Annotated in this window: 24 protein-coding genes and 4 tRNA genes; 23 read left to right on the top strand and 5 right to left on the bottom strand. The window is 44.7% G+C overall.

Translation table 11 applies throughout. The features are described 5' to 3' along the window. Positions 1–399 precede the first annotated feature (399 nt). The 4 genes from KG118_RS03075 (at position 400) to KG118_RS03060 (ending at position 4,489) form a co-directional block, all read left to right on the top strand. A complete protein-coding gene (locus KG118_RS03075) occupies positions 400–1,032 on the top strand; it encodes a hypothetical protein (protein ID WP_117710331.1) in 633 nt (210 codons plus the stop codon). A 38-nt stretch (positions 1,033–1,070) separates the two neighbouring features. Continuing rightward, positions 1,071–1,634: a cob(I)yrinic acid a,c-diamide adenosyltransferase gene (locus KG118_RS03070; RefSeq protein ID WP_117710330.1), complete on the top strand. Its 564-nt coding sequence runs from the start codon at positions 1,071–1,073 to the stop codon at positions 1,632–1,634. 72 nt (positions 1,635–1,706) lie between these two features. Further along, positions 1,707–1,928: a DUF2795 domain-containing protein gene (locus KG118_RS03065; RefSeq protein WP_002558131.1), complete on the top strand. Its 222-nt coding sequence runs from the start codon at positions 1,707–1,709 to the stop codon at positions 1,926–1,928. 125 nt (positions 1,929–2,053) lie between these two features. Next, on the top strand, positions 2,054–4,489 hold the full coding sequence (locus KG118_RS03060) for a DEAD/DEAH box helicase (RefSeq protein WP_117710329.1): 2,436 nt from the start codon (positions 2,054–2,056) through the stop codon (positions 4,487–4,489). A 61-nt stretch (positions 4,490–4,550) separates the two neighbouring features. Here the strand turns inward: KG118_RS03060 and KG118_RS03055 are convergent, their stop codons facing one another. Beyond that, positions 4,551–5,042 (bottom strand): N-acetyltransferase, encoded by a 492-nt coding sequence (locus KG118_RS03055; RefSeq protein WP_117710328.1) that lies wholly within the window; start codon positions 5,040–5,042, stop codon positions 4,551–4,553. A 257-nt stretch (positions 5,043–5,299) separates the two neighbouring features. Here KG118_RS03055 and KG118_RS03050 point away from each other — a divergent pair, with 257 nt between their 5' ends. From KG118_RS03050 to KG118_RS03040, 3 genes are all read left to right on the top strand, one after another. Then, complete coding sequence (locus tag KG118_RS03050) at positions 5,300–5,869, top strand: porin family protein (RefSeq protein ID WP_117710327.1); 570 nt, start codon at positions 5,300–5,302, stop codon at positions 5,867–5,869. A 277-nt stretch (positions 5,870–6,146) separates the two neighbouring features. After that, entirely contained in the window at positions 6,147–8,609 is a 2,463-nt protein-coding gene (gene priA / locus KG118_RS03045; RefSeq protein ID WP_117710326.1) for a replication restart helicase PriA, read from the top strand. 69 nt (positions 8,610–8,678) lie between these two features. Next, on the top strand, positions 8,679–9,161 hold the full coding sequence (locus tag KG118_RS03040) for a low molecular weight protein-tyrosine-phosphatase (RefSeq protein WP_117710325.1): 483 nt from the start codon (positions 8,679–8,681) through the stop codon (positions 9,159–9,161). Between the two features lie 22 nt (positions 9,162–9,183). Here the strand turns inward: KG118_RS03040 and KG118_RS03035 are convergent, their stop codons facing one another. Continuing rightward, on the bottom strand, positions 9,184–9,951 hold the full coding sequence (locus KG118_RS03035) for a hypothetical protein (RefSeq protein ID WP_117710324.1): 768 nt from the start codon (positions 9,949–9,951) through the stop codon (positions 9,184–9,186). Positions 9,952–9,956: 5 nt separating this feature from the next. Then, positions 9,957–12,020, bottom strand: a complete 2,064-nt coding sequence (locus KG118_RS03030) for an HD family phosphohydrolase (RefSeq protein ID WP_117710323.1) — start codon at positions 12,018–12,020, stop codon at positions 9,957–9,959. Between the two features lie 97 nt (positions 12,021–12,117). Between KG118_RS03030 and gltX the strand changes: the two genes are divergently transcribed. Next, the gene (gene gltX, locus KG118_RS03025; RefSeq protein WP_117710322.1) at positions 12,118–13,644 is read left to right on the top strand and encodes a glutamate--tRNA ligase; all 1,527 of its coding nucleotides are present in this window, start codon (positions 12,118–12,120) and stop codon (positions 13,642–13,644) included. A gap of 77 nt (positions 13,645–13,721) precedes the next feature. Further along, the gene (locus tag KG118_RS03020; protein WP_117710321.1) at positions 13,722–14,942 is read left to right on the top strand and encodes a 3-deoxy-D-manno-octulosonic acid transferase; all 1,221 of its coding nucleotides are present in this window, start codon (positions 13,722–13,724) and stop codon (positions 14,940–14,942) included. Between the two features lie 146 nt (positions 14,943–15,088). On the opposite strand, the gene KG118_RS03015 is transcribed toward KG118_RS03020, so the two are convergent. Both KG118_RS03015 and KG118_RS03010 read right to left on the bottom strand, forming a co-directional pair. After that, a complete protein-coding gene (locus KG118_RS03015) occupies positions 15,089–15,604 on the bottom strand; it encodes a gamma carbonic anhydrase family protein (RefSeq protein WP_117710320.1) in 516 nt (171 codons plus the stop codon). A gap of 12 nt (positions 15,605–15,616) precedes the next feature. Further along, entirely contained in the window at positions 15,617–17,410 is a 1,794-nt protein-coding gene (locus tag KG118_RS03010) for an aminopeptidase P family protein (RefSeq protein ID WP_117710319.1), read from the bottom strand. 203 nt (positions 17,411–17,613) lie between these two features. Here KG118_RS03010 and rpsU point away from each other — a divergent pair, with 203 nt between their 5' ends. From rpsU to rplL, 14 genes are all read left to right on the top strand, one after another. Beyond that, positions 17,614–17,805, top strand: coding sequence for a 30S ribosomal protein S21 (gene rpsU / locus KG118_RS03005; RefSeq protein WP_002558090.1), 192 nt, complete (start codon positions 17,614–17,616; stop codon positions 17,803–17,805). Between the two features lie 70 nt (positions 17,806–17,875). Next, positions 17,876–18,760 (top strand): site-specific tyrosine recombinase/integron integrase, encoded by an 885-nt coding sequence (gene xerA, locus KG118_RS03000; RefSeq protein ID WP_117710318.1) that lies wholly within the window; start codon positions 17,876–17,878, stop codon positions 18,758–18,760. A gap of 16 nt (positions 18,761–18,776) precedes the next feature. Further along, positions 18,777–19,076, top strand: a complete 300-nt coding sequence (hpf, locus tag KG118_RS02995; protein WP_005656567.1) for a ribosome hibernation-promoting factor, HPF/YfiA family — start codon at positions 18,777–18,779, stop codon at positions 19,074–19,076. Between the two features lie 93 nt (positions 19,077–19,169). Next, positions 19,170–19,243: transfer RNA gene (locus KG118_RS02990), tRNA-Thr, on the top strand. 83 nt (positions 19,244–19,326) lie between these two features. Beyond that, positions 19,327–19,409, top strand: a tRNA-Tyr gene (locus tag KG118_RS02985). Between the two features lie 16 nt (positions 19,410–19,425). Next, positions 19,426–19,497, top strand: a tRNA-Thr gene (locus KG118_RS02980). 50 nt (positions 19,498–19,547) lie between these two features. Then, positions 19,548–20,732: an elongation factor Tu gene (gene tuf / locus KG118_RS02975; protein ID WP_117710317.1), complete on the top strand. Its 1,185-nt coding sequence runs from the start codon at positions 19,548–19,550 to the stop codon at positions 20,730–20,732. A gap of 53 nt (positions 20,733–20,785) precedes the next feature. Continuing rightward, positions 20,786–20,858 (top strand) — tRNA-Trp (locus KG118_RS02970). Positions 20,859–20,872: 14 nt separating this feature from the next. Beyond that, positions 20,873–21,061: a preprotein translocase subunit SecE gene (gene secE, locus KG118_RS02965; RefSeq protein WP_117710316.1), complete on the top strand. Its 189-nt coding sequence runs from the start codon at positions 20,873–20,875 to the stop codon at positions 21,059–21,061. A 12-nt stretch (positions 21,062–21,073) separates the two neighbouring features. Continuing rightward, positions 21,074–21,616, top strand: coding sequence for a transcription termination/antitermination protein NusG (nusG, locus tag KG118_RS02960; RefSeq protein ID WP_004291287.1), 543 nt, complete (start codon positions 21,074–21,076; stop codon positions 21,614–21,616). Between the two features lie 57 nt (positions 21,617–21,673). Then, entirely contained in the window at positions 21,674–22,117 is a 444-nt protein-coding gene (rplK, locus tag KG118_RS02955) for a 50S ribosomal protein L11 (RefSeq protein WP_213388346.1), read from the top strand. A gap of 15 nt (positions 22,118–22,132) precedes the next feature. Beyond that, on the top strand, positions 22,133–22,831 hold the full coding sequence (gene rplA / locus KG118_RS02950; RefSeq protein WP_005656564.1) for a 50S ribosomal protein L1: 699 nt from the start codon (positions 22,133–22,135) through the stop codon (positions 22,829–22,831). Between the two features lie 15 nt (positions 22,832–22,846). Then, positions 22,847–23,368 (top strand): 50S ribosomal protein L10, encoded by a 522-nt coding sequence (gene rplJ / locus KG118_RS02945; protein WP_009122244.1) that lies wholly within the window; start codon positions 22,847–22,849, stop codon positions 23,366–23,368. Between the two features lie 60 nt (positions 23,369–23,428). Next, complete coding sequence (gene rplL, locus KG118_RS02940) at positions 23,429–23,806, top strand: 50S ribosomal protein L7/L12 (RefSeq protein WP_117710315.1); 378 nt, start codon at positions 23,429–23,431, stop codon at positions 23,804–23,806. The last annotated feature ends 28 nt before the right edge of the window (positions 23,807–23,834 follow it).

Below are 23,834 nucleotides of genomic sequence, written 5' to 3'. Positions count from 1 at the left end.
CGAAATGCATATAAAAGGATAGGTAAAGATGTTTTCATAATATTGATCTTAATGTATTTCTGATAATTAAACGTGATACTTTTACCTGCCTAAATATCAAAAGTATAACAATGGTACTGTCTTGCTCTTTGTGTTTGGTTGTGCCGTCATAGCATCTTTTTACTTGTCTAAGTTATAAAAAATATTCTTTATTAACAAGTAGTCACCTTCTTTTTAGTCAATTTACTTCCAATACCTCTGTTACAAAATATATGTTTGAATCTATTTATTTGATGATAAGAAGAAATTGTTTTGTTGACTTAGGAGAACTTTTTGAAGAATATTGAAGGAAAACTCCATGATTGACTTCCATTTCCGGTTTTTCTGTATTTTTGCAGTGTAATAAAGAATCAACTTGTAATGAACCGTATATTGCTTGCGCTGAAACGTCCTTTTATTTGGCTGTACCGCTTCCGTCACCGTTGCGGTTATGGGGTACATTCGCCTTTTGCTTTCAATCTGATAACATACGTTATCTATGAAACCACTCCTTATTATAAATATAGGGATTTGGCTGATGAACAAAAGAAACTCTCGTCACAGAAAAACCGGAGATGGGGTTATGAATCAATAAAAGTGAAGCGGCTTCTGTTTCGTTTAGTGAATTATGCACAGCCTGTTACAATTGTAGATGCCGGTGTTTCGGCTGCCTCTTCCCTTTATCTGAAAGCCGGTAAGGAAGGAGCGGATTATACTGTGGCTTCCGATTTGTCCGAACTTTTTTTGGAGAGCGGTACATCGGTCGATTTCCTATACCTTCACGATTATCGTCGTCCGGATTTTGTAGAAGAAGTATTACGCATCTGTGTTGCCCGCACAGCAGAAACATCGGTTTTTGTAATTGAGGGCATTCATTATACCTCACAAATGCGTGCTGTTTGGAAACGCATCAGGCAGCATGAAAAGGCGGGTATTACTTTCGACCTGTATGACCTTGGCATTATCTTCTTTGATAAAACCAAGATAAAACAAGACTATATTGTCAACTTTTGATTACCTTTAGGCGTTTCAAAGGAAAAAAATGATTATTTATGAAGAAGAGCCTTGTATATACAAAGACCGGAGACAAAGGAACCACTTCTCTCGTGGGTGGTACGCGTGTTTCTAAAACTCACATCCGCCTTGAAACCTATGGTACGGTGGATGAGTTGAATTCCAATTTGGGGTTTCTCATTACTTTCCTTACCGATGAGCATGACAGACACTTCTTGCAGCAAGTTCAGGATAATCTGTTTGCGATAGGTTCTTATCTTGCAACAGATCGTGAAAAGACCAAACTCAATGAAGTAAGCGTCATTACTTCTGAACAAGTGGAAACGATAGAGCATGAGATAGACTGTTTAGACGAGGGGCTTCCTCCATTGACTTCTTTCGTTTTGCCGGGAGGATGTCGGGGAGCTGCCGTTTGTCATATTTGCCGTACGGTTTGTCGTCGTGCCGAACGGCGCATTCTTACTTTGGCAGAACAGGTAGATATTTCTTCAGAATTATTAGCTTATGTCAACCGTTTGTCTGACTATTTGTTCGTTCTTTCGCGAAAAATGAATCAAGACGCGAAAAAAGAAGAAATATTTTGGAATAATAGTTGCAAGTGAAATATTTTGTTATACTTTTGCCGAAAAATAAAGATTAGGAATTAATATTCACAATTTTAATACTTAGAAACTATGTATTGGACATTGGAATTAGCATCTAAATTGGAAGATGCCCCTTGGCCGGCAACTAAGGATGAACTGATAGATTATGCCATGCGTTCGGGTGCTCCGCTTGAGGTTATTGAAAACCTGCAAGAGATGGAAGATGAAGGCGAGATTTATGAAAGTATTGAAGATATTTGGCCTGATTATCCCAGCAAAGAAGATTTCTTCTTCAACGAAGAGGAGTATTAATACGCTTTGATTAAATCTTATCCATTGGTTTGCGGATAAGACAAATTATAGAAAGAGGTAGTACGAAGGCCTTTGCTATGGCTGGAATACTATCTCTTTTCTTTTTTTAATCCCCCATTGCATCAATGATGACACAAACAAAAGAGGTACGCCGCTTGCCGGATTTGAAAGAACGCCATTTGCCCGAAGACTGCCGGCAAGGTGTAACGGAACTTTTAAGAGATACATACGGTTACGATTGCTTCCGTAACCTTGAAATTTATGATGATTTGTTTAAAAGCAGGGAAACCCTCTGTATTTCTCAGGGGCAACTGATTGAGAATGTGATTCGGGAAGCTGAAAAGGCGCAGAAAGAGGAGACACAGCCGGATAATATTTTGCTGACTGCCCCTACCGGTTCAGGAAAGTCGCTGTTGTTTCAACTTCCGGCCATCTATTTGGGCAAAGAATATAATCTGCTGACTATTGTTGTCTCTCCTTTGAAAGCGTTGATTGTCGACCAAGTGGAAAGTTTGCAAGATTTGGGCTACGAGCGTGTGGCGTATGCATCTTCCGATCTTTCGCCGGAGCAGAAGATGGAGGTTTACCGGGCGGTACGTGAGGGAGAGATTGATTTATTTTATCTTTCGCCCGAACTGTTGCTTTCCTATGACATCAAGCATTTCATTGGCGGCCGCCGTATTGGTATGGTCGTTATTGACGAGGCGCATACGGTAACCACTTGGGGGAAAGAGTTTCGTGTGGATTATTGGTTTTTGGGACGTTATTTGAGCGCTTTGAAGCAGAGTCTCGGTTATACGTTCCCGTTATTTGCACTAACCGCCACTGCCGTATGGAATCCCAAAGGCGGTAATGATATGGTGTTCGAGACTATTCGTTCCCTGCAAATGGAGCCCTGTGTGCTTTATGTGGGTACGGTAAAACGCAAGAATATTAGTTTTGATATCCGCCGGCTTACCTTGGAAGAGGGAGAAACCTATGATAAAGGTAAGCAGCGCGTTATATCCGAGCGTGTGGAAGACTTTCTCGACGGGCATAAAACGCTGCTTTACTATCCTTTTGCGGGCAGTATAGATATGCGTATAAAGACCTGGGTGCGCTCTGCTGACTGGCGTTTGGTGGCTTCTTACTACGGAAAGAAAGATAAAGAGCAGAAAGCCGCCATTGTACAAGAGTTTAAAGAGGGTACGAAGCGGATGATTGTTGCCACGAAAGCTTTCGGTATGGGAGTGGACATCAGCGATATTGATCGAGTTTATCATGTGGCGCCTTCCAGTACGTTCGTTGATTATATTCAGGAGATAGGCCGTGCAGCCCGTGACGTTGATGTTCACGGTGTTGCTGCCACCGATTATCACGAACGCGACTTTTATTATATGAAGCGTCTGCACCAGACCGGTAGTATTGCGCAAGAGCAGTTGGAACTTATTCTGAAAAAGCTTATGGAAGTATATCGGATGAAAGGGGCGAAAGAAGAGATTCTTGTATCGCTGTCCGATTTTGAGTTCGTGGTAAAACTGCCGCGCACCAAAAACAAACTGGAATATGAAGCTGAGCTGGGGCAACTCATAAAGACTGCCCTGCTGTGGCTGGAAGATGATTTGTCACAGCGCTACGGAATGCGTTTGTTGGAAGTCAGTCCGCAAAACCTGTTGACGGAGGGTTATGTTCAAGATAAGACGGGTGATGCCTTTGCGCGTGAGTTCCAAACCTACCTTACGAAGGTGGAAGGCGAAGAAGGAGTCTATCGTGTACGTTTGGATAGCCTTTGGGAGGAACGTTTTCCCGAGCTGGGGTATAGGGAATTCAAGCAGAAACTGAATAGCGGTACACTGTGGGAAGGTTCTCGTGCAGTTTCCGTAGGCAAGCATGAAGTGTTGCTGAAAGAAGATGCCACAATTATTCGCCAGCGCATGGATGCCTTGTTCAAGAGTCTGGTAACGATGCTGAAAACAGCCTTGTTGAAATCGAAAGGACGCTTTGATGAAGAAGAACTGCGTGCGGTATTTGCCGAGCATGGCATGGATGTGCCGTCTGCCAAGCGTTTCATAGGTTCGCTATTGGAAAGCCGTACTGAAGAGGGGCGTAGCGTGAGTTACATCAGCAGTATCAAGAAGAAAGATTCTAACGAACTCTCGTTTGCGGTTACCAAAGGGTTCGACTTGCTTCTGTCTCGTTATCAGAAGTTGTTCGCTCAGCGTATCATTGGTAATAAGGGCAAGCGTCTGCAGTTCTATTGCACCCCGTTCTCCGATTTGAATATGTTGCTCAATCTCCTTTCCATGCTCGACTGTCTTTCGTTCAGCGTAGAGGGAGGCGGTACGCCTTGTGTGCATATCCGGTTCGATAATCCGGAACTTCTGCAACAGTTGGCGGACTCCAACGAATACCACAATCTCATTCTGGATACGAACGAAAGGATTTTTGAAGAACAGATAGACTTGTTCTCTTCTTTCTTCGGCACAGATACCTTGACGGACGAACAGCGTTGGGATTTTGTGGAAGAGTATTTCACCGGAACGGGTGTGGACGAGTTGAAAAAGAAGTATATCAGTCGTTAAGTTGCAGACGGTTCATCATACACGATAACTGTCTGCAGCTTGGGAGACTTCATATACTCGTTTACAGTTTCTGGAAAGCCAGCCGTTCGTCGCCGTTCAGTAGGTAGATGATGCCGCAATATTGGAAACCATGCTTTTTGAGTATATGTTGCAAGATGCGGTTGTCGCGGTGTGTGTCGGCACGCAGGTTGGGTATTTGGCGGTAGCACCATTGCAGGCAGGAGGATGCCACGCCTTTGCTGTCTTCTGTACTTGCCAAGCGGTGGATAACCCCGTAGGGACGTGTGTTGTCTATCCATGCGCCGTCATAGATTTGTGCATAGGTGGGGTCTTCCCCCGGTATAAAGGCGAAAGTTCCTACGATGTTCTGTCCCTCATCAAGGCATATATGGCAGTTCCCGTTTTCAATATCTTTCCTGACGATTTCTTCGGTGGGATAGCCACCGGTCCACTGTTTCATGTTCCCGTCTTTACGCATGATGCGTTTTCCTTGCTCAAAGATGTCCATAAGGATACTGAGTTCTGCAATATCTGCTTTTCTAATCTTTATCATAATCTGTAGAAGTACGTTCCGAATGAAAAAAATACGTTGCAAAGGTAGTCAATTTTATAAGGCATATGTACATTATACATGAGGTATATAGTCTTTTTCTATAGGCGATAGAGGAGGATTCCTACTTTATGATTACTACCAAAGTACCGCGTTTGACGGTTCATTGTTATGGTAAGGGTGAACAATTTGGAAGACTCATTGTTCTTTTTAGGAATAATTTACATATATTTGTCCCGAAAATTTAAACATATTGAATTATGAAAAAGATTTTTAGTGTTTTTATGATAGCTATATGCTGTTTGGCAGTAGCTATGCCTGCTCAGGCTCAACTTATAAAGTTTGGTGTTAAAGGTGGTTTGAACTTGTCAAAGCTGAGTCTTTCGGGTGAGGCAAAGGATAATTTGAAGAGCGATAATACTACCGGCTTTTTCTTTGGTCCAATGGCGGAAGTGACTATTCCTGTTGTAGGGTTGGGAGTAGATGCAGCTTTGCTCTATTCGCAGAGAGGAGAAAACGAATGGAAACAACAAGGCATTGAGCTGCCTGTCAACTTGAAGTACACTATTGGTTTAGGTAGTATGTTGGGTGTATTTGTTGCAGCCGGTCCCGATTTCTTCTTTAACTTTAAAGATGTAAAATGGAAAGGCGTTGACAAGAAGAGCGCACAGGTAGGTTTGAATCTTGGTGTAGGTGTGAAGCTGATTAAACATTTGCAGATTGGTGTCAACTATCAGATTCCTTTGGGTGACAGCTTTGATTTGAAAGATTTGAAGGATGCCGGTGCCAAAACCAAGACTTGGCAAGTTTCTGCTGCTTACATTTTTTAAAAGCTGATATTGAGTATAATATAGATGGGGTGTGCCAAAATGTAAAAGCCCTATCATTCTGTCATTCAGAGGAGCTTGTAACGAAGAATCTCCTCTCTTATGTATGCAGAGAAGAGATTCTTCACTGCGTTCAGAATGACAGAATGATAGGGCTTTTACATTTTGGCACAACACTATTTTTTTAATAAAGGAAGACTTTACCTGAACTACGCTCCAAAGTAAAAAAAGAGTGCTTCATTTTATTCTACTCTTTGTTTGCGCTATCTTTGCCGCTGTAATGGAAAAATTTGTAGATGTCATATTGCCCCTTCCCCTGCATAGCAGCTTTACGTACTCACTGCCGGAAGATATAGCCGGAGAAGTACAGATTGGCTGTCGGGTAGTAGTACCTTTCGGACGAAAGAAGTACTATACGGCCATTGTACGAAACGTACACTATTCTGCACCGACTGAATATGAGGTGAAGGAAGTGAGCGTCCTGCTGGATGCACATCCTATCTTGCTGCCCGAGCAGTTCAAGTTTTGGGGATGGCTGGCAGATTACTATCTCTGTACGCAAGGTGATGTCTATAAAGCGGCGCTTCCTTCCGGTCTGAAGCTGGAAAGTGAGACAATAATAGAGTACAATCCTGACTTTGAATCAGATGTGCAGTTGCCGGAAAGAGAACGGAAGATACTGGATTTGCTCTCCGTAGAACCGGAACAATGTGTCACAAAATTGGAGAAGGAGAGCGGTATCAAGAATATTTTGGCTGTGATAAAGTCCTTGTTGGATAAAGAAGCGATTTTTGTAAAGGAAGAGTTGAAGCGTACCTATAAACCTAAGACTGAGACTCGCGTGCGTTTGACGGAAGCGGCTGGTAACGAACGCCGCTTGCACTTCTTCTTTGACGAACTGCAGCGCCGTGCTCCCAAACAATTGGACTTGCTGATGAAGTATATAGAACTCTCCGGTTGTTTGGGCAAGACACCGAAGGAAGTCACAAAGAAAGAACTTTTAGTGCGGACTTCCGCTACTCCCGCCGTATTCAACGGGTTGGTGGAACGCGGAGTCTTTGAGGTCTATCAGCAAGAAATTGGCAGACTGAATACGATTTCTGCCAAGACAACGTTTCCTTTAAACCCTTTGAACGAGCATCAGCAGCGGGCGTACAATGATATTGTAGAAAGTTTTCAAACTAAGAATGTCTGTTTACTGCATGGCGTTACGTCCAGTGGCAAGACGGAGATTTACATTCATCTGATACAAGAAACCATCCGGCAAGGAAAACAAGTGTTGTATCTGTTGCCGGAAATAGCTCTGACTACACAAATTACCGAGCGTTTGCAACGGGTGTTCGGTTCCCGTCTGGGCATCTACCATTCAAAGTTTCCGGATGCCGAGCGGGTGGAAATCTGGCAGAAGCAGCTCTCGGACAGTGGGTATGACATTATTCTGGGGGTACGTTCTTCCGTATTTCTGCCTTTCCGCAATTTGGGCTTGATTATTGTAGACGAGGAGCATGAGAATACGTATAAGCAGCAAGATCCTGCGCCCCGCTATCATGCACGCAATGCCGCTATTGTGCTGGCTGCGCTGTATGGCGCCAAGACTCTGTTGGGTACGGCGACTCCGTCTATAGAGACCTGGCACAATGTCACGTCCGGCAAGTATGGATTGGTGGAACTGAAAGAAAGGTACAAGGAGATACAGTTGCCGGAGATTATTCCGGTGGATATAAAGGAATTGCAACGTAAGAAGCGGATGAATGGTCCGTTCTCTCCCCTGTTGTTGCAATATATCCGTGAGGCGTTGGAACAGAAAGAACAGGTCATTCTGTTTCAGAATCGCAGGGGGTTTGCTCCGATGATAGAGTGTCATACATGCGGCTGGGTTCCCAAATGCAAGAACTGTGATGTCAGCCTGACATATCATAAAGGACTAAACCAGCTGACTTGCCATTATTGCGGATATACCTATCAGCCGCCTCGCATCTGTCCGGCTTGTGAAGGGACGGATTTGCGTAACCGCGGTTTTGGTACGGAAAAGATAGAGGATGACATCAAACTTCTGTTTCCCGAGGCAACCGTTGCACGTATGGACTTGGATACAACCCGCACGCGTGCCGCCTACGAGCGTATCATTGCGGATTTTGAACAGGGAAAGACGGATATTCTTATCGGTACGCAGATGGTTTCCAAAGGACTGGATTTCGATCATGTGAGCGTGGTGGGCATTCTGAATGCCGATACAATGTTGAATTATCCGGACTTTCGTGCCTATGAGCGTGCTTTCCAGCTTATGGCCCAAGTGGCAGGACGTGCGGGACGGAAGAATAAGCGGGGCAGGGTAGTGCTGCAAACCAAGAGCATCGAGCACCCCATCATTCCCCAAGTGATTGCCAACGATTACGAAGGTATGGTGGGCGGTCAACTTGCCGAACGGCAGATGTTTCATTATCCCCCTTATTATCGCCTTGTGTATGTGTACTTGAAGAATCGCAATGAGACTTTGCTCGATTTGATGGCTCAGACTATGGCGGGCAAGTTGCGTGCTGTTTTCGGGAATAGGGTGCTGGGCCCGGACAAACCGCCTGTGGCGCGTGTGCAAACCTTGTTCATCCGTAAAATCGTGGTAAAGATTGAAACGAAGGCTCCTATGGCGCGTGTCCGCGAATTGCTGTTGCAGGTGCAGAAAGAGATGGTTATGGAAGACCGCTTCAAGTCGCTGATAGTGTATTATGACGTAGACCCGATGTAGGGGGAAATTAAGAATTAAGAATTGGCGTACTTCATGGATGTAAACTGATAATTTTATACTATATATAATATGTTACAAACCAAAGGAAAAACAAAGATATTGTTCGTGTGTCTCGGTAATATATGCCGTTCTTCTTCGGCGGAAGGAGTGATGAAACACTTGATAGAACAAGCCGGGCGTGAAGATGAGTTCGTTATTGACTCGGCAGGAATCCTTTCCTATCATCAGGGGGAACTGCCTGACAGCAGGATGCGCGCCCATGCTGCGCGTCGAGGTTACGACTTGACACATCGTTCCCGACCTGTACGTACGGATGATTTCTATAATTTCGACTTAATCATCGGAATGGACGACCGCAATATTGACGATTTGAAAGACCGTGCTCCTTCCACCGAAGAGTGGAAAAAGATACATCGCATGACGGAATATTGCACGAAGTTCATTCATGCCGATCATGTGCCCGACCCTTATTATGGCGGAGCCGAGGGCTTTGAATATGTGCTCGATGTCTTGGAGGATGCTTGCGCAGGGCTACTGGATGCGATTGACTAATCATTACTCTCCCAATCACCGGTTAATGTCTTTCATCTTGATAAAAGCGCTTGCTGTCGTTGAGGCTGCATGTTGCGTCTACTCCGGCTTGCTGCAACCGCTCGGCTATTTCATTCAGTTTCTTTCTTGAAACCCTGCCGATGTAGAAAAGGCGGTAACGGTAGTCTTTATCAAGCAATTCCATGATGTGGGTAAATGTCTGTTCCCGGGCAAAGTCAAAGTTTACCTTCCGCAGGTCGGCATAGGGATAACGGATTGTCCTGCCTGCGCTGTGTATGGTAAGGGCTTCGTTGTCCAATGCCAAATAGCAAAACCGGGTCATCAGCATACAGATGAAGAAAAGGCTCAGTCCGAAAGACAGTATGGCCGGAATGAATCCCCACCATGCGTCGCCGCTGATGAAGTAGTACCCCAATATCAGAAACATAAGGAACAATATGAAGAACCAGAACATATACAGTGAGGGACGCTGGTAAGTTTCTGCCGGAAGAATGTCCGCACTCCGTTCACGCGGGGTATAGTTGGTAAAAGGTATGCCTTGAGATACCAAAAAGCGGACGAGGGATGAAGGATGTTTGAAAGGCGGCAGATACAATACTTTATCCTGTTTTTCCTTCAGATGAAAAACGAATATCCCCGGACCATATTTGTCTTTGCCTGTCGGGACATCCTTGTGTGATGCCTGATGATACCGTTCCATGAAACTGAAACTTTCAATCCGGTGCAGCTGAATCCGTTGGCTTTGCAACAGATGTTCCGCTCTTTGTCGTTCTTTGGCGCTTACTTCCATAGGTTTTATTTTTTAAGTTCCGGGTAACTGATACGGGTGTGGTAGATTGTTTTCAACTTCTCTTTGAAAACGGCTTTCACTGTTGCTATGTCCTTGAAGGTGATGGGACATTCTTTGAAATAACCTTCCTCCACTTGCGAATCGATAATCTTATCTACCAGATTGCTGATGCTCTCTTCCGTATATTCGGGCAGGCTGCGCGATGCTGCTTCTACGGAGTCGGCCATCATCAGGATAGCTTGCTCTTTGGTGAACGGGTTGGGGCCGGGATACGTGAATAACTCGTCATTGGGTTCCTCGCCGGGATGTTCGTTCTTCCAAGATATATAGAAATATTTTGTCTTTCCGCGACCGTGGTGAGTGGTGATGAAGTCTTTGATGACTTTAGGCAGATTGTTTTTTTCTGCCAGTTTCAGCCCGTCCGTCACGTGGCTGATAACGACTTGCGAACTTTGCTCGTAGCTGAGGTTCTTGTGCGGGTTGACACCGCCCGACTGGTTCTCGGTGAAGAATACCGGATTCTCCATCTTGCCGATGTCGTGGTATAGAGCGCCTGTACGCACCAACTGGCTCTTTGCACCGATGCGGTTGGCAGCTTCAGCAGCAAGGTTGGCCACTTGCATGGAGTGTTGGAATGTACCCGGTACGGTTTCAGACATTCGTCGCAGCAAGCTGTTGTTGATGTTGGAAAGTTCCACCAAAGTAACGTTCGATGTGAAGCCGAAAGTTTTTTCTACCAAGAAAAGCAGCGGATATGTAAAGAGCAGCAATACTCCGTTTACAACGAAATAAGTGTACATACTGCCGTTCAGCTTCGACAAGTCGTTTTCCGTTATCAGTTCAAAGGCAAAGTAAACGGCTACATAGGTCAGAATCACCAGAATAGCGGTACGGAATAGCTGCGAGCGTTGCGACAACTCTCTCAAACTGAAAATGGCGACCAGCCCTGCCGTAAGCTGCAACAAGATAAATTCATGCGGATAGCGCAGGCAGATGGAACAAATCAGTATCGTGACGACTTGTGTGAGGAATGCCGTCCGTGAGTCGAGGAACACGCGGATGATGATAGGCAGCATGGCATAAGGGATGATGTACACATTGAATATGTTGTTTGTCACCATAACGGCCGTTACCACACAGTAAAACATGATAAGGGCGAAAAGCAACGAGAGGCTGCCCTTACGGTTATAATAGTCCTTGCGGAAAAGGTCGAGATAGAGCATAAAGCACAGCATGAAGATGCTGACGTATAACACTTGCCCTGCCAGCATCAATCGTTTCTGTCCGACGGATTCGCTGCGTTGGATGGACTCCTTGCGCAGGCTTTCGAGGATGTTGTAGGTTTCTTGGTTCACTATCTCGCCGCGGTCGATGATTTTCTGTCCGCTCAGTACGATGCCGTTTGCCCATGAATAGTTGTCGAGGGCCTCTTTCTTGGCGGTTTCTGTCCGCGGGGCATCGTAGGTGAGGTTGGGGGACAGATACTCGTTGAGAGAGCACTGCCGGAGGATGTTCGGATGATAGTGCGTGGTATCGGCGGTAAGGAGATAGGCGTATGCTTGTTTTACGGAATAGAGTCTGTCGATATTCCGTTGGTTGGCAAGCTTGTCGTCTATCACCATGATGGCGGACGTGCTGTCTTTGTGCAGTTGCGCAAGTTCTTCGGTGGAAAGTATTCCCGCCTGATATACTTCGGAGAGTATCTTTTCTATATGGCGGATGTAGTCGGTAGAAGGCAGGACACCGCGCAGATGCGTCTGATAGTCGTTTTTCAGCTTTTTGAGTGCCAGTTTCTCCGTGCTTTTGTCCAGCTGGAAATAAGGTTGGAAAGAAGCCAGAATGCTGTCTTGCTCCTTTTTCACTACTTGGTCGTCTTTGTAGATAGGGAAGTCGAAGGTAGCCATCAGTTGTCCGTACTTCCAGGGTTTGTCAATATCGAACTGATAATTGAACTTGCCGTCCCTCGGCAGGAAGTACACAATAACTCCGACGGTACCTATAAAAATAAGCGCCTTATATATCAAATCTCTGAATGAGAACTCTTTGTTTTTACCTTTGAAATAACTCATATCGGTTGAAATTTTTGCGAAAAGTACAAAAAAAAACAATAGTATGGAAAAAAAGGTTTAATTTTGCCGTCTAATTTATTTATAAGTAAGATAGATTATGACAGAAAGAAAAGTCAGAGTCCGTTTTGCCCCAAGTCCTACGGGGGCGTTGCACATCGGCGGTGTGCGTACTGCGTTATATAATTATCTCTTTGCGCGTCAGCATGGAGGAGATTTAATTTTCCGTATTGAAGATACTGATTCTAACCGGTTTGTGCCGGGAGCGGAAGAATACATATTGGAGTCTTTCAAGTGGCTGGGCATTCCTTTTGATGAAGGAGTCAGCTTTGGCGGTGAGCATGGTCCGTACCGTCAGTCCGAACGTCGTGAAATATACAAGAAGTACGTGCAGGTGCTGTTGGATGCCGGCAAGGCTTACATCGCTTTTGATACTCCGGAAGAGCTGGATGCCAAGCGTGCGGAGATAGCCAATTTCCAGTATGATGCCTCTACGCGTATGCAGATGCGCAATTCGTTGACGCTTTCCAAAGAGGAAGTGGATGCGCTGATTGCAGAGGGCAAACAATATGTAGTCCGCTTCAAGATAGAGCCGAATGAAGATGTGCATGTGAACGACTTGATTCGCGGTGAAGTAGTGATAAACTCGTCTATCCTTGACGATAAAGTTCTTTATAAATCGGCAGACGAACTGCCTACCTACCATTTGGCAAATATCGTGGACGACCATTTGATGGAAGTTTCTCACGTTATCCGCGGTGAGGAATGGCTGCCTTCCGCTCCGTTGCACGTGCTGTTGTATCGTGCTTTCGGCTGGGAAGATACGATGCCGGCTTTCGCGCATCTGCCGTTGTTGCTGAAGCCCGAAGGCAACGGCAAACTCAGCAAGCGCGACGGTGACCGTCTCGGTTTCCCGGTATTCCCGTTGGAATGGCACGACCCCAAGTCGGGTGAGGTGTCTTCGGGCTATCGCGAATCGGGTTATCTGCCCGAGGCTGTTATCAACTTCCTTGCCTTGCTGGGCTGGAATCCGGGCAACGACCAGGAACTGATGTCGATGGACGAGCTTGTGAAACTGTTCAATCTGAGCCATTGCAGCAAGTCGGGCGCTAAGTTCGACTATAAGAAAGGTATCTGGTTCAATCATGAATATATTCTTCAAAAATCGGATGAAGAACTTGCTGAACTTTTCAAACCGGTGCTGAAAGATAATGGCGTAGACCCAGAAGCATACAGCGATACATTCCTTACTACGGTAGTCTCTTTGGTAAAGGGACGCGTCAACTTTGTAAAAGAGTTGTGGGAGCAAACCCGCTTCTTTTTTGTCGCTCCTCGTCAATATGCCGAGAAGGATGTGAAGAAGCGTTGGTCGGAAGATACTCCGCGCATCATGACAGAGTTGATGGAAGTGCTTCGCGGCATTGAGGATTTCTCGTCAAAACCGTCGGAAGATATTGTAATCGGCTGGATTACGGAAAAGGAATATCACATGGGCAATGTGATGAATGCCTTCCGTCTGGCAGTGGTGGGCGAGTGCAAGGGACCGCATATGTTTGATATAACTGCGTTGCTGGGCAAGGAAGAAACGCTTTCCCGCATTCAGCGTGCTATCGAAACATTGAAATAAATAATCAAGAATGAAGGATTTCTTGTCATACGGTTTTCATTCTTAATCCTTCATTCTTCATTCTTAATTGAGGTAGTATGCTTTATAATTTAGCAATAATAATCTACGATATTGTAGTGCATCTGGCTGCCCCTTTCAGCCGCAAGCCGCGGAAGATGATGAAGGGGCACTGGGTGGTGTACGAACTTCTCCGGCAACAGTTGGAGAAGGATGCGCGTTACATCTGGTTCCACGCAGCCTCTCTGGGCGAGTTTGAACAGGGACGTCCGTTGATGGAGAAGATACGTGCCAAATATCCCGATTATCGTATTTTGCTGACATTCTTTTCGCCGTCGGGCTACGAAGTGCGTAAGAATTACCGGGGGGCGGATATTGTTTGCTACCTGCCTTTCGACAAGCCGCGTAATGTAAAGAAGTTCCTCGACTTGGTGAATCCCTGCATGGCATTCTTCATCAAGTATGAGTTTTGGAAAAACTATCTGGATGAGTTGCACAAGCGTCGTATCCCTGTTTATAGCGTGTCTTCCATCTTCCGTCGCGGGCAGGTTTTCTTTAAATGGTATGGCGGAACGTATAGAAACGTGCTGCGTAATTTCGACCATATATTTGTGCAGAATGAACGTTCCAAACGCTATCTGTCTAAAATCGGCATCAATCGGGTGACTGTGGTGGGCGATACCCGCTTCGACCGTGTACTTCAAATTCGGGAAGAGGCTAAGGACCTGCCGCTGGTTGAGCTGTTCAAGAATAATACAATGACTTTTGTTGCCGGAAGTTCCTGGCAACCCGACGAGGATTTGTTTATCGAATACTTTAACCGGCATCCGGAAGTGAAGCTGATTATTGCTCCGCACGTAATCGATGAAAATCATTTGGTGGAGATTATCCGTAAACTGCAACGGCCGTATGTGCGATACACTCGTGCGGATGAGAAGAATGTCCGTAAGGCGGATTGTTTGATTATAGACTGTTTCGGGCTGCTTTCTTCTATCTACCGCTATGGGGAGATTGCCTATATCGGCGGTGGTTTCGGAGTAGGCATTCATAATACGCTGGAAGCTGCGGTGTATGGCATTCCGGTAATCTTCGGCCCGAAATATCAGAAGTTTCAGGAAGCTGTCCATCTTTTGGAAGCGAAGGGCGGGTTCTCTATCAAGAACTATGAGGAGTTGAAAACATTGCTCGACCGTATGCTGGAAGATGAAGTCTTTCTTCGTGAAGCCGGAATGAATGCCGGAGCTTACGTCACCGATAATGCCGGAGCAACGGATAAGGTGCTGAGCATGATAAATTTTTAAGTCCGTTCTTACTTCTCTTTTTGTGTTTTGAAACGGGCAGGTAAACCCTCCTCAAAGATTTACTAAAACTTTACCGACGATTTACTAAAACTCCGCCGACGATTTACTAAATCGTCGGCGGAGTTTTAGTAAACGGCCGGAGCGTCTTATTCCTTGTACCAATTTGAGTACATCAGATAGTTGTGAGCAATTTTCTGATTCAATTCCTTAGCCTGTTCAGGGTCTACCTTCTTGATGAACTTGGCAGGTACGCCGCCCCAAATGCTTCCCGGTTCTATTACGGTATTGCTGAGCACCAATGAACCGGCGGCTACAATAGCGCCTTCGCCTACTACGGCATGGTCCAGAATGGTGGAGCCCATACCTACGAGTGCATAGTCTTTGATGGTAGCTCCGTGAATGGTTACATTGTGTCCCACGGAAACGTGGTCTCCTATCTCGATTGTAGATTTCTCGTATAAGGTGTGCAGCACGCTTCCGTCCTGAATGTTTACGCCGTTTCCGATACGGATGGAGTTGACGTCTCCCCGCAATACGGTACTGAACCAAATGCTGCAATCCCGTCCCATTTTTACATCTCCGATGACAACAGCGTTGTCAGCTAAAAAACAGTTTTCTCCGATTTCCGGAGTGAATCCTCTTACTGATTTTATTAAAGCCATTTTATTAAGTGATTAGCGGTTAGTGATTAATGGTTTGCACGCTTCTTTCAACCATTCTCTTTCCTCATTGTTCAAGTCCGGTGCCAGTTTCTCGTATACAGTCCGGTGATACTCATTTAGCCATTCGATTTCTTCTGTTGTCAGCAGTTCTTTGATGATACCTTTCTGGCAGATGGGGCATAGGGTGATGGTTTCAAACTTCAGATAGTTGCTGAACATACCTTCGCCGGCAGGAACGGTCAGCAACAGGTTTTCGGTGCGGATGCCGTGACTTCCGGCTTTGTACACACCGGGTTCGTTGGAAGTAACCATACCCGGTTGCAAGGCAACGGGGTTCTCGTTCATCCGGATGCTTTGCGGACCTTCGTGCACGTTGAGGAAATGTCCCACTCCGTGGCCGGTTCCATGCAGATAGTTCATGTGTTGCTTCCATATCGGCATACGTGCCAGTGCATCCAGTTGCGCTCCGCGAGTGCCTTCGGGGAATACAGCCATTGCCAGTGCGATATGTCCTTTTAATATTAAGGTGTAATCGGTCTTTTCTTCCTCCGTCAGATTGCCGAGAGCGATAGTGCGGGTAATGTCCGTTGTCCCGTCCAGATATTGCGCTCCGGAGTCCAGCAGCAGGAAACCTTCCGGCTTTAGCGTCACATCCGTTTCGGGCGTGGCTTCATAGTGGACGATGGCTCCGTGTTCTTTGTAGCCGGCAATCGTATCGAAACTCTCTCCCATGTAGAGCGGTTGCGCAGCCCGGAAGGCGTGCAGCTTTCTGTCTACACTGATTTCTGTCTCCCGACCCGTAGGAACGGCTTCTTCCAGCCATTTCAGAAACTTTACCAATGCTACACCGTCTCTTTGCATCGCTGCGTGAATCCCCGTTATCTCCTGTTCGTTGCGAATGGCTTTCAGCAGAGTGACAGGCGATGCCCCGCTAATTATCCGGCATCCGGGGTGGATGGCCGAATGGATAGCATAATTTGTTTTTGCGGGATTTACCAGTATGCTTTTCGCATTAAAGTTGTTGAGGTAATCTTCAATTTCTTCGTATGCGTGTACGGAAATGCCGTTTGCGTTAAAATATGAAGCCAGTTCGGATGTGACCTTTTGCGGTTGGATGAAGTAATGTACTTCGTATTCCCCAATCAGCAGATAACTCACGACAACCGGGTTGCAATGTACGTCATTTCCCCGGATGTTGAGTAGCCAGGCTATCTCGTCCAGCGCTGGCAGCAGTAAGGCCTCTGCACCCGCTTTTCCCATCTCTTTCCGGATAGTCGACAGCTTTTCCGTAAAACTCCTGCCCGCATACCTCGTGTCGTAAACAAATGCCGGAGCCAACGGCATTGCCGGCCGGTCGCTCCATAACAGTTGCATGGGGTCGGCAATGCTTTTTACACGGATACCGCTTTTCTCCAGTTCCCGTTGCAGGTGTTGCACTTCACTGGCAGAGAACATTTTCCCGTCTATGCCCACAGTATCGCCTTCCTTCAGCTGTGAACTCAGGAATGTGGGAATACTCGGTGTCTCGGGCAGCATCTCTTTAAATAATGTGATGCCGGTTCCCTCTATTTGCCGGGCAGCTTGGAGGAAATAGCGGGAATCTGTCCACAAACCGGCCTCTTGCGCCGTGACAACTACCGTGCCCGCAGAACCTGTAAAACCTGAAATCCACTCTCTCGACTGCCAGTGTGGCGCTACGTATTCACTAAGGTGAGGGTCTGTACTTGGAATAATGAACGCCTGTATATCTTCTTTGGCGATGTGCGCCCGTAGGGCGGAAATACGTTCGTTTATTGTTGAGTTCATATTATATAAGGTGTTGGTAAGTGCTTTCAAAGATACTCACTTTACTTTAATTATGGAGTAGATTCAGAAAGAAAGGCGGATATTTTGTATTGGGATTATCGTTTTTTTCGCCGAAAGTTTTGTGAATAAAGAAAGTATGTGTAATTTTGCCGCTCAATTTGATCGTGAGATTTTATAAACCATTAAATTTTAAAAACAAAAAAATGATTGTAGTACCTGTAAAAGAAGGCGAAAACATTGAAAAAGCGCTGAAGAAATTTAAAAGAAAATTTGAAAAAACTGGTATCGTTAAAGAGTTGAGAAGCAGACAACAGTTTGATAAACCGTCTGTAACTAAAAGACTTAAGAAAGAACGTGCAGTTTACGTTCAGCAACTTCAACAAGTAGAAGATTAATAATTCGTAATTTCCTTTGAATTATTGGATTCTTTTTCATACATTCGTTGCATGATTTAGATGTAACGATATGTTGTTGACAGATTCTTTTCTTGATTATCTTCTGTATGAACGGAACTATTCCAAAGGTACCGTAAGGTACTATCAGGCAGATATTCTTGAACTGCAGAAGTTTGGTGAAGAATTGTTGGGAGATTTAACTCCGTCGGATGTGGATGCGGGGCTTGTTCGTGAATGGATTACTTCCTTGATGGATAAAGGCTGTGCTTCTAATACGATAAACCGAAAGTTGAGTTCTATCCGTACTTATTATAAATACCTTTTGCGAAAGGGGGAGGTGGAGCTGGATCCGTTACGGAAAATAACGGGGCCGAAGAAAAAGAAGCCGCTTCCGACTTTTTTGAGGGAGGGTGAATTGGATAGGTTATTGGATGATATGGACTTTGGGGAAGGATTTGAGGGGTGTCGCGACCGTATGATTATCGAAATGTTTTATGCAACCGGCATACGGCTTTCGGAATTAATCGGGTTGGATGATAAAGATATTGATTTTTCAGCTTCCCTTATTAAAGTGACGGGAAAACGAAATAAACAACGTCTGATACCTTTTGATAAGGAGTTGGAGTGCTCTATACGGGAATATGTCAATGTACGGAATGAAACGTTTCCGGTTCGTTCGGATGCTTTTTTTCTTCGAAAGAACGGTGAACGGCTTACTCGTAGTATCGTAGCAAATATTGTGAAACGGAACCTGTCAAAAGTAGTAACTGTAAAGAAAAGAAGTCCCCATGTGTTGAGGCATACCTTTGCAACGGCTATGCTGAATAACGGTGCTGATTTAGGCTCGATAAAAGAGCTGCTCGGACACGAAAGCCTGGCGACTACGGAAGTTTATACGCATACTACTTTTGAAGAGCTTAAAAAAGTGTATAATCAGGCTCATCCTCGGGCCTAAAGAAAAGGAGGTAAGTATGATAGTTAGAATTCAATCGATTCACTTTGATGCGTCAGAGCAATTGCAGGCTTTTATTCAGAAAAAGGCTGCCAAGTTGGAGAAATTTTACGACGATATAGAGAAAGTAGAGGTGTCATTAAAGGTAGTTAAACCGGAAACAGCCGAAAATAAAGAAGCCGGAGTGAAAGTATTGGTTCCCAACGGTGAACTTTATGCCAATAAGGTTTGTGATACGTTTGAAGAAGCTGTGGATCTTTGTCTGGAAGCTTTGGAAAAACAACTGGTTAAGTACAAGGAAAAACAACGGAGCAAATAAAATTCCGCTAAAATTTTGCGGGTAAAAAATAAATGCCTAAATTTGCAGCCGTTTCGCTCGCACTAGAACGTTACGGTTGCATTTTTTAAGCCTGCCTCTTTAGCTCAGTTGGCCAGAGCACGTGATTTGTAATCTCGGGGTCGTTGGTTCGAATCCGACAAGAGGCTCAAAAGAAAGTGAATTATCGTCGAAAGACTTTAAAAGATGTCTTACGAGGATTCCGGTAGAGGGAAAAAGAGTTCTATATATTGGGCAAATACCAGAGTGGCCAAATGGGGCAGACTGTAAATCTGCTGGCTTACGCCTTCGGTGGTTCGAATCCATCTTTGCCCACAACTCCGGTTTCCCTGCTGTTATAGCTCAGCGGTAGAGCACTTCCTTGGTAAGGAAGAGGTCCCGGGTTCAAGTCCCGGTAACAGCTCATAAAGATGTAAAAGCTGATTATTAATCAAATAAATAACAAGTAAAGCTATGGCTAAAGAGAAATTCGAACGTACCAAACCGCACGTAAACATTGGTACAATTGGTCACGTAGACCACGGTAAAACCACGTTGACTGCTGCTATCACTACAGTGTTGGGCAAAAAAGGTTTTTCTGAAGTAAAATCATTCGATCAGATTGACAACGCTCCTGAAGAAAAGGAAAGAGGTATTACTATCAATACTTCACACGTTGAGTATGAAACTGCTAACCGTCACTACGCTCACGTAGACTGTCCGGGTCACGCCGACTACGTTAAGAACATGGTAACTGGTGCAGCTCAGATGGACGGTGCTATCATCGTAGTTGCTGCAACTGATGGTCCGATGCCTCAGACTCGCGAACACATCCTGTTGGCTCGTCAGGTAAACGTTCCCAGACTGGTTGTATTCATGAACAAGTGCGATATGGTAGATGACCCTGAAATGTTGGAACTCGTTGAAATGGAAATGCGTGAACTGCTTTCAGCTTACGAATTCGATGGCGACAACACTCCTTTCATTCAAGGTTCTGCTCTTGGCGCATTGAACGGTGTTGAAAAGTGGGAAGAAAAAGTTATGGAATTGATGGACGCTTGCGACACTTGGATTCCATTGCCTCCGCGTGACGTTGATAAACCGTTCTTGATGCCGGTTGAAGACGTATTCTCAATCACTGGTCGTGGTACTGTTGCTACTGGTCGTATCGAAGCTGGTATTATCCATGTAGGTGACGAAGTTGAAATCCTTGGTTTGGGTGAAGATAAGAAATCAGTTGTAACTGGTGTTGAAATGTTCCGCAAACTGTTGGATCAAGGTGAAGCTGGTGACAACGTAGGTTTGTTGCTCCGTGGTATCGACAAGAACGAAATCAAACGTGGTATGGTTCTTTGTAAACCGGGTCAGATTAAGCCTCACTCTAAATTCAAAGCTTCTATCTACGTTTTGAAGAAAGAAGAAGGTGGTCGTCACACTCCGTTCCACAACAAATACCGTCCTCAGTTCTATTTGCGTACTATGGACTGTACAGGTGAAATCACTCTTCCGGAAGGAACTGAAATGGTAATGCCTGGTGATAACGTAGAAATCACTGTAGAATTGATCTACCCGGTAGCATTGAACGTAGGTTTGCGTTTCGCTATCCGTGAAGGTGGTCGTACAGTAGGTTCTGGTCAGATTACTGAAATTCTCGACTAATAACCAAATATCTTAATCAGTTCCCGGTATTGCTGGGAACTGATTATGTTCACACGGGAGTAGCTCAGTTGGTAGAGCACCGGTCTCCAAAACCGGGTGTCGGGAGTTCGAGCCTCTCCTCCCGTGCTAATATTTTTGAAATGAAGAAGATAGTAGCTTATTTTAAAGAAACTTACGACGAACTTGTTCATAAAGTGTCGTGGCCTACGTATTCTGAACTTGCTAACAGTGCAGTAGTTGTTTTATATGCTTCCCTGCTTATTGCATTGGTAGTGTTTGCGATGGACTTCTGTTTCCAACATTTAATGGAATTTGTTTATCCACATTAAAAAGAAGGAGAAATGTCTGAGATTGAAAAGAAATGGTACGTTCTGCGTGCTATTAGCGGAAAAGAAGCTAAGGTAAAGGAATACCTTGAAGCTGACATTAAAAACAGCGACCTTGGTGATTATGTATCTCAGGTATTGATTCCTACCGAAAAGGTATATCAGGTTCGCAATGGTAAGAAAATTGTGAAAGAGAGAAGTTATCTCCCTGGTTACGTTTTGGTGGAGGCTGCTCTGGTGGGTGAGGTAGCTCATCATCTGAGAAATACTCCTAATGTGATAGGGTTCTTGGGTGGTTCGGAAAAACCCGTTCCTCTGAGACAGTCAGAAGTGAATCGTATACTTGGTACAGTTGATGAATTACAGGATGCCGGTGAAGAACTGAATATCCCGTATGTAGTCGGCGAGACTGTAAAGGTGAATTACGGTCCGTTCAGTGGATTCAGTGGAATCATTGAAGAAGTGAACACCGAGAAGAAGAAACTGAAGGTCATGGTAAAGATATTCGGACGGAAAACTCCGCTCGAATTGGGCTTTATGCAAGTAGAAAAAGAATAGTACAGGTGTTACGCTGTAATATTCTTCATTAATGTTTATATATAAATCAATTAAAAAATGGCTAAAGAAGTTGCTGGACTAATCAAATTACAGATTAAAGGAGGCGCGGCAAATCCATCACCTCCCGTTGGACCTGCTCTGGGTTCTAAGGGAATCAACATCATGGAGTTTTGCAAGCAATTCAACGCCAGAACCCAAGACAAAGCAGGAAAGATTCTTCCTGTGATTATCACTTACTACGCAGATAAGTCTTTCGATTTTGTAATCAAGACTCCTCCCGTTGCTATTCAATTACTTGAAGTAGCTAAGGTAAAGAGTGGTTCTGCTGAGCCTAACCGTAAGAAAGTTGCCGAGATTACTTGGGAACAGGTTCGTACGATTGCTCAGGACAAGATGGTTGACTTAAACTGTTTCACTGTAGAAGCTGCCATGAAGATGGTTGCCGGTACAGCTCGTAGTATGGGTATCGCTGTAAAAGGGGAGTTCCTGGTTAATAACTAATAAACTTCAATTAGAATGAGTAAACTGACAAAAAATCAAAAGTTGGCTGCAGAAAAAATTGAAGCAGGGAAAGCATACTCTCTCAAAGAAGCTGCTCAGTTGGTAAAGGAAATTACTTTTACTAAATTTGACGCTTCTCTGGATATCGACGTACGTTTGGGCGTTGACCCGCGTAAGGCTAACCAGATGGTGAGAGGTGTTGTATCACTTCCTCACGGTACTGGTAAAGTTACACGCGTTTTGGTGCTTTGTACACCGGATGCTGAAGCTGCTGCAAAAGAAGCCGGAGCTGACTATGTTGGTCTTGACGAATATATTGAAAAGATCAAAGGTGGATGGACTGATATTGATGTAATCATCACTATGCCGTCTATCATGGGTAAGATTGGTGCACTCGGTCGTGTACTCGGTCCTCGTGGACTGATGCCGAACCCGAAGAGTGGCACTGTAACTATGGATGTTGCTAAAGCTGTAAAAGAAGTGAAACAAGGTAAGATCGACTTCAAGGTTGATAAGAGCGGTATTGTTCACACTTCTATCGGTAAAGTTTCATTTAGTGCTGATCAAATTCGCGACAATGCGAAAGAATTCATCTCTACTTTGAATAAATTGAAACCGACCGCAGCCAAGGGTACATATATCAAGAGTATTTATCTTTCTAGCACGATGAGTGCGGGTATCAAGATTGACCCGAAATCTGTAGAAGAAATCTAATAAAACGGAGTAATAATGAGAAAGGAAGATAAAAGTACGATTATTGAGCAGATTGCTGCTACAGTTAAGGAATACGGTCACTTCTACTTGGTAGACACTACTGCTATGAACGCAGCTGATACAAGCGCGTTGAGAGCTTTATGTTTCAAGGCTGACATCAAATTGATGGTAGTTAAGAACACATTGCTTCACAAAGCATTGGAGAGCCTGGAAGAAGATTATTCTCCGCTTTACGACTGCATGAAGGGTACAACAGCTGTAATGTTTTGCAACACAGCGAATGCACCTGCTAAATTGCTGAAAGATAAAGCTAAGAACGGTATTCCCGGATTGAAAGCTGCATATGCAGAAGAAAGCTTCTATGTTGGTGCTGACCAGTTGGATGCTCTCGTAAGTATCAAGAGTAAAAATGAAGTTATTGCTGAAATCGTTGCCTTGCTGCAATCACCGGCCAAGAACGTTATTTCTGCTCTGCAATCAGGTGGTAACACCATTCACGGAGTTCTCAAGACTCTCGGTGAACGTCCCGAAGCGTAACTTCGGAAACAAAAAAACATCAATTTATTTTAGTAATTAAACAATTAAAATCATACAAAAATGGCAGATTTGAAAGCTTTTGCAGAACAATTAGTTAACTTGACAGTAAAAGAAGTTAATGAACTTGCAACTATCCTGAAAGAAGAATACGGTATTGAACCTGCTGCTGCAGCTGTTGCTGTTGCTGCTGGTCCTGCAGCTGGTGGTGCTGCTGCCGCTGAAGAAAAATCTTCTTTCGATGTAGTATTGAAGAGCGCTGGCTCAGCTAAACTTCAAGTAGTTAAAGCCGTTAAGGAAGCTTGCGGTCTTGGTTTGAAGGAAGCTAAAGACATGGTAGACGGTGCTCCTAGCGTAGTAAAAGAAGGTTTGGCTAAAGACGAAGCAGAATCATTGAAGAAAACATTGGAAGAAGCTGGAGCTGAAGTTGAACTTAAATAACATTAACCTGTAAATCAGGTAATTCGGT

The sequence above is a fragment of the Bacteroides propionicigenes genome, assembly GCF_018390535.1.
Taxonomy (GTDB): Bacteria; Bacteroidota; Bacteroidia; order Bacteroidales; family Bacteroidaceae; genus Bacteroides; species Bacteroides propionicigenes.
This window is presented reverse-complemented; position numbering and strand designations above follow the sequence as displayed.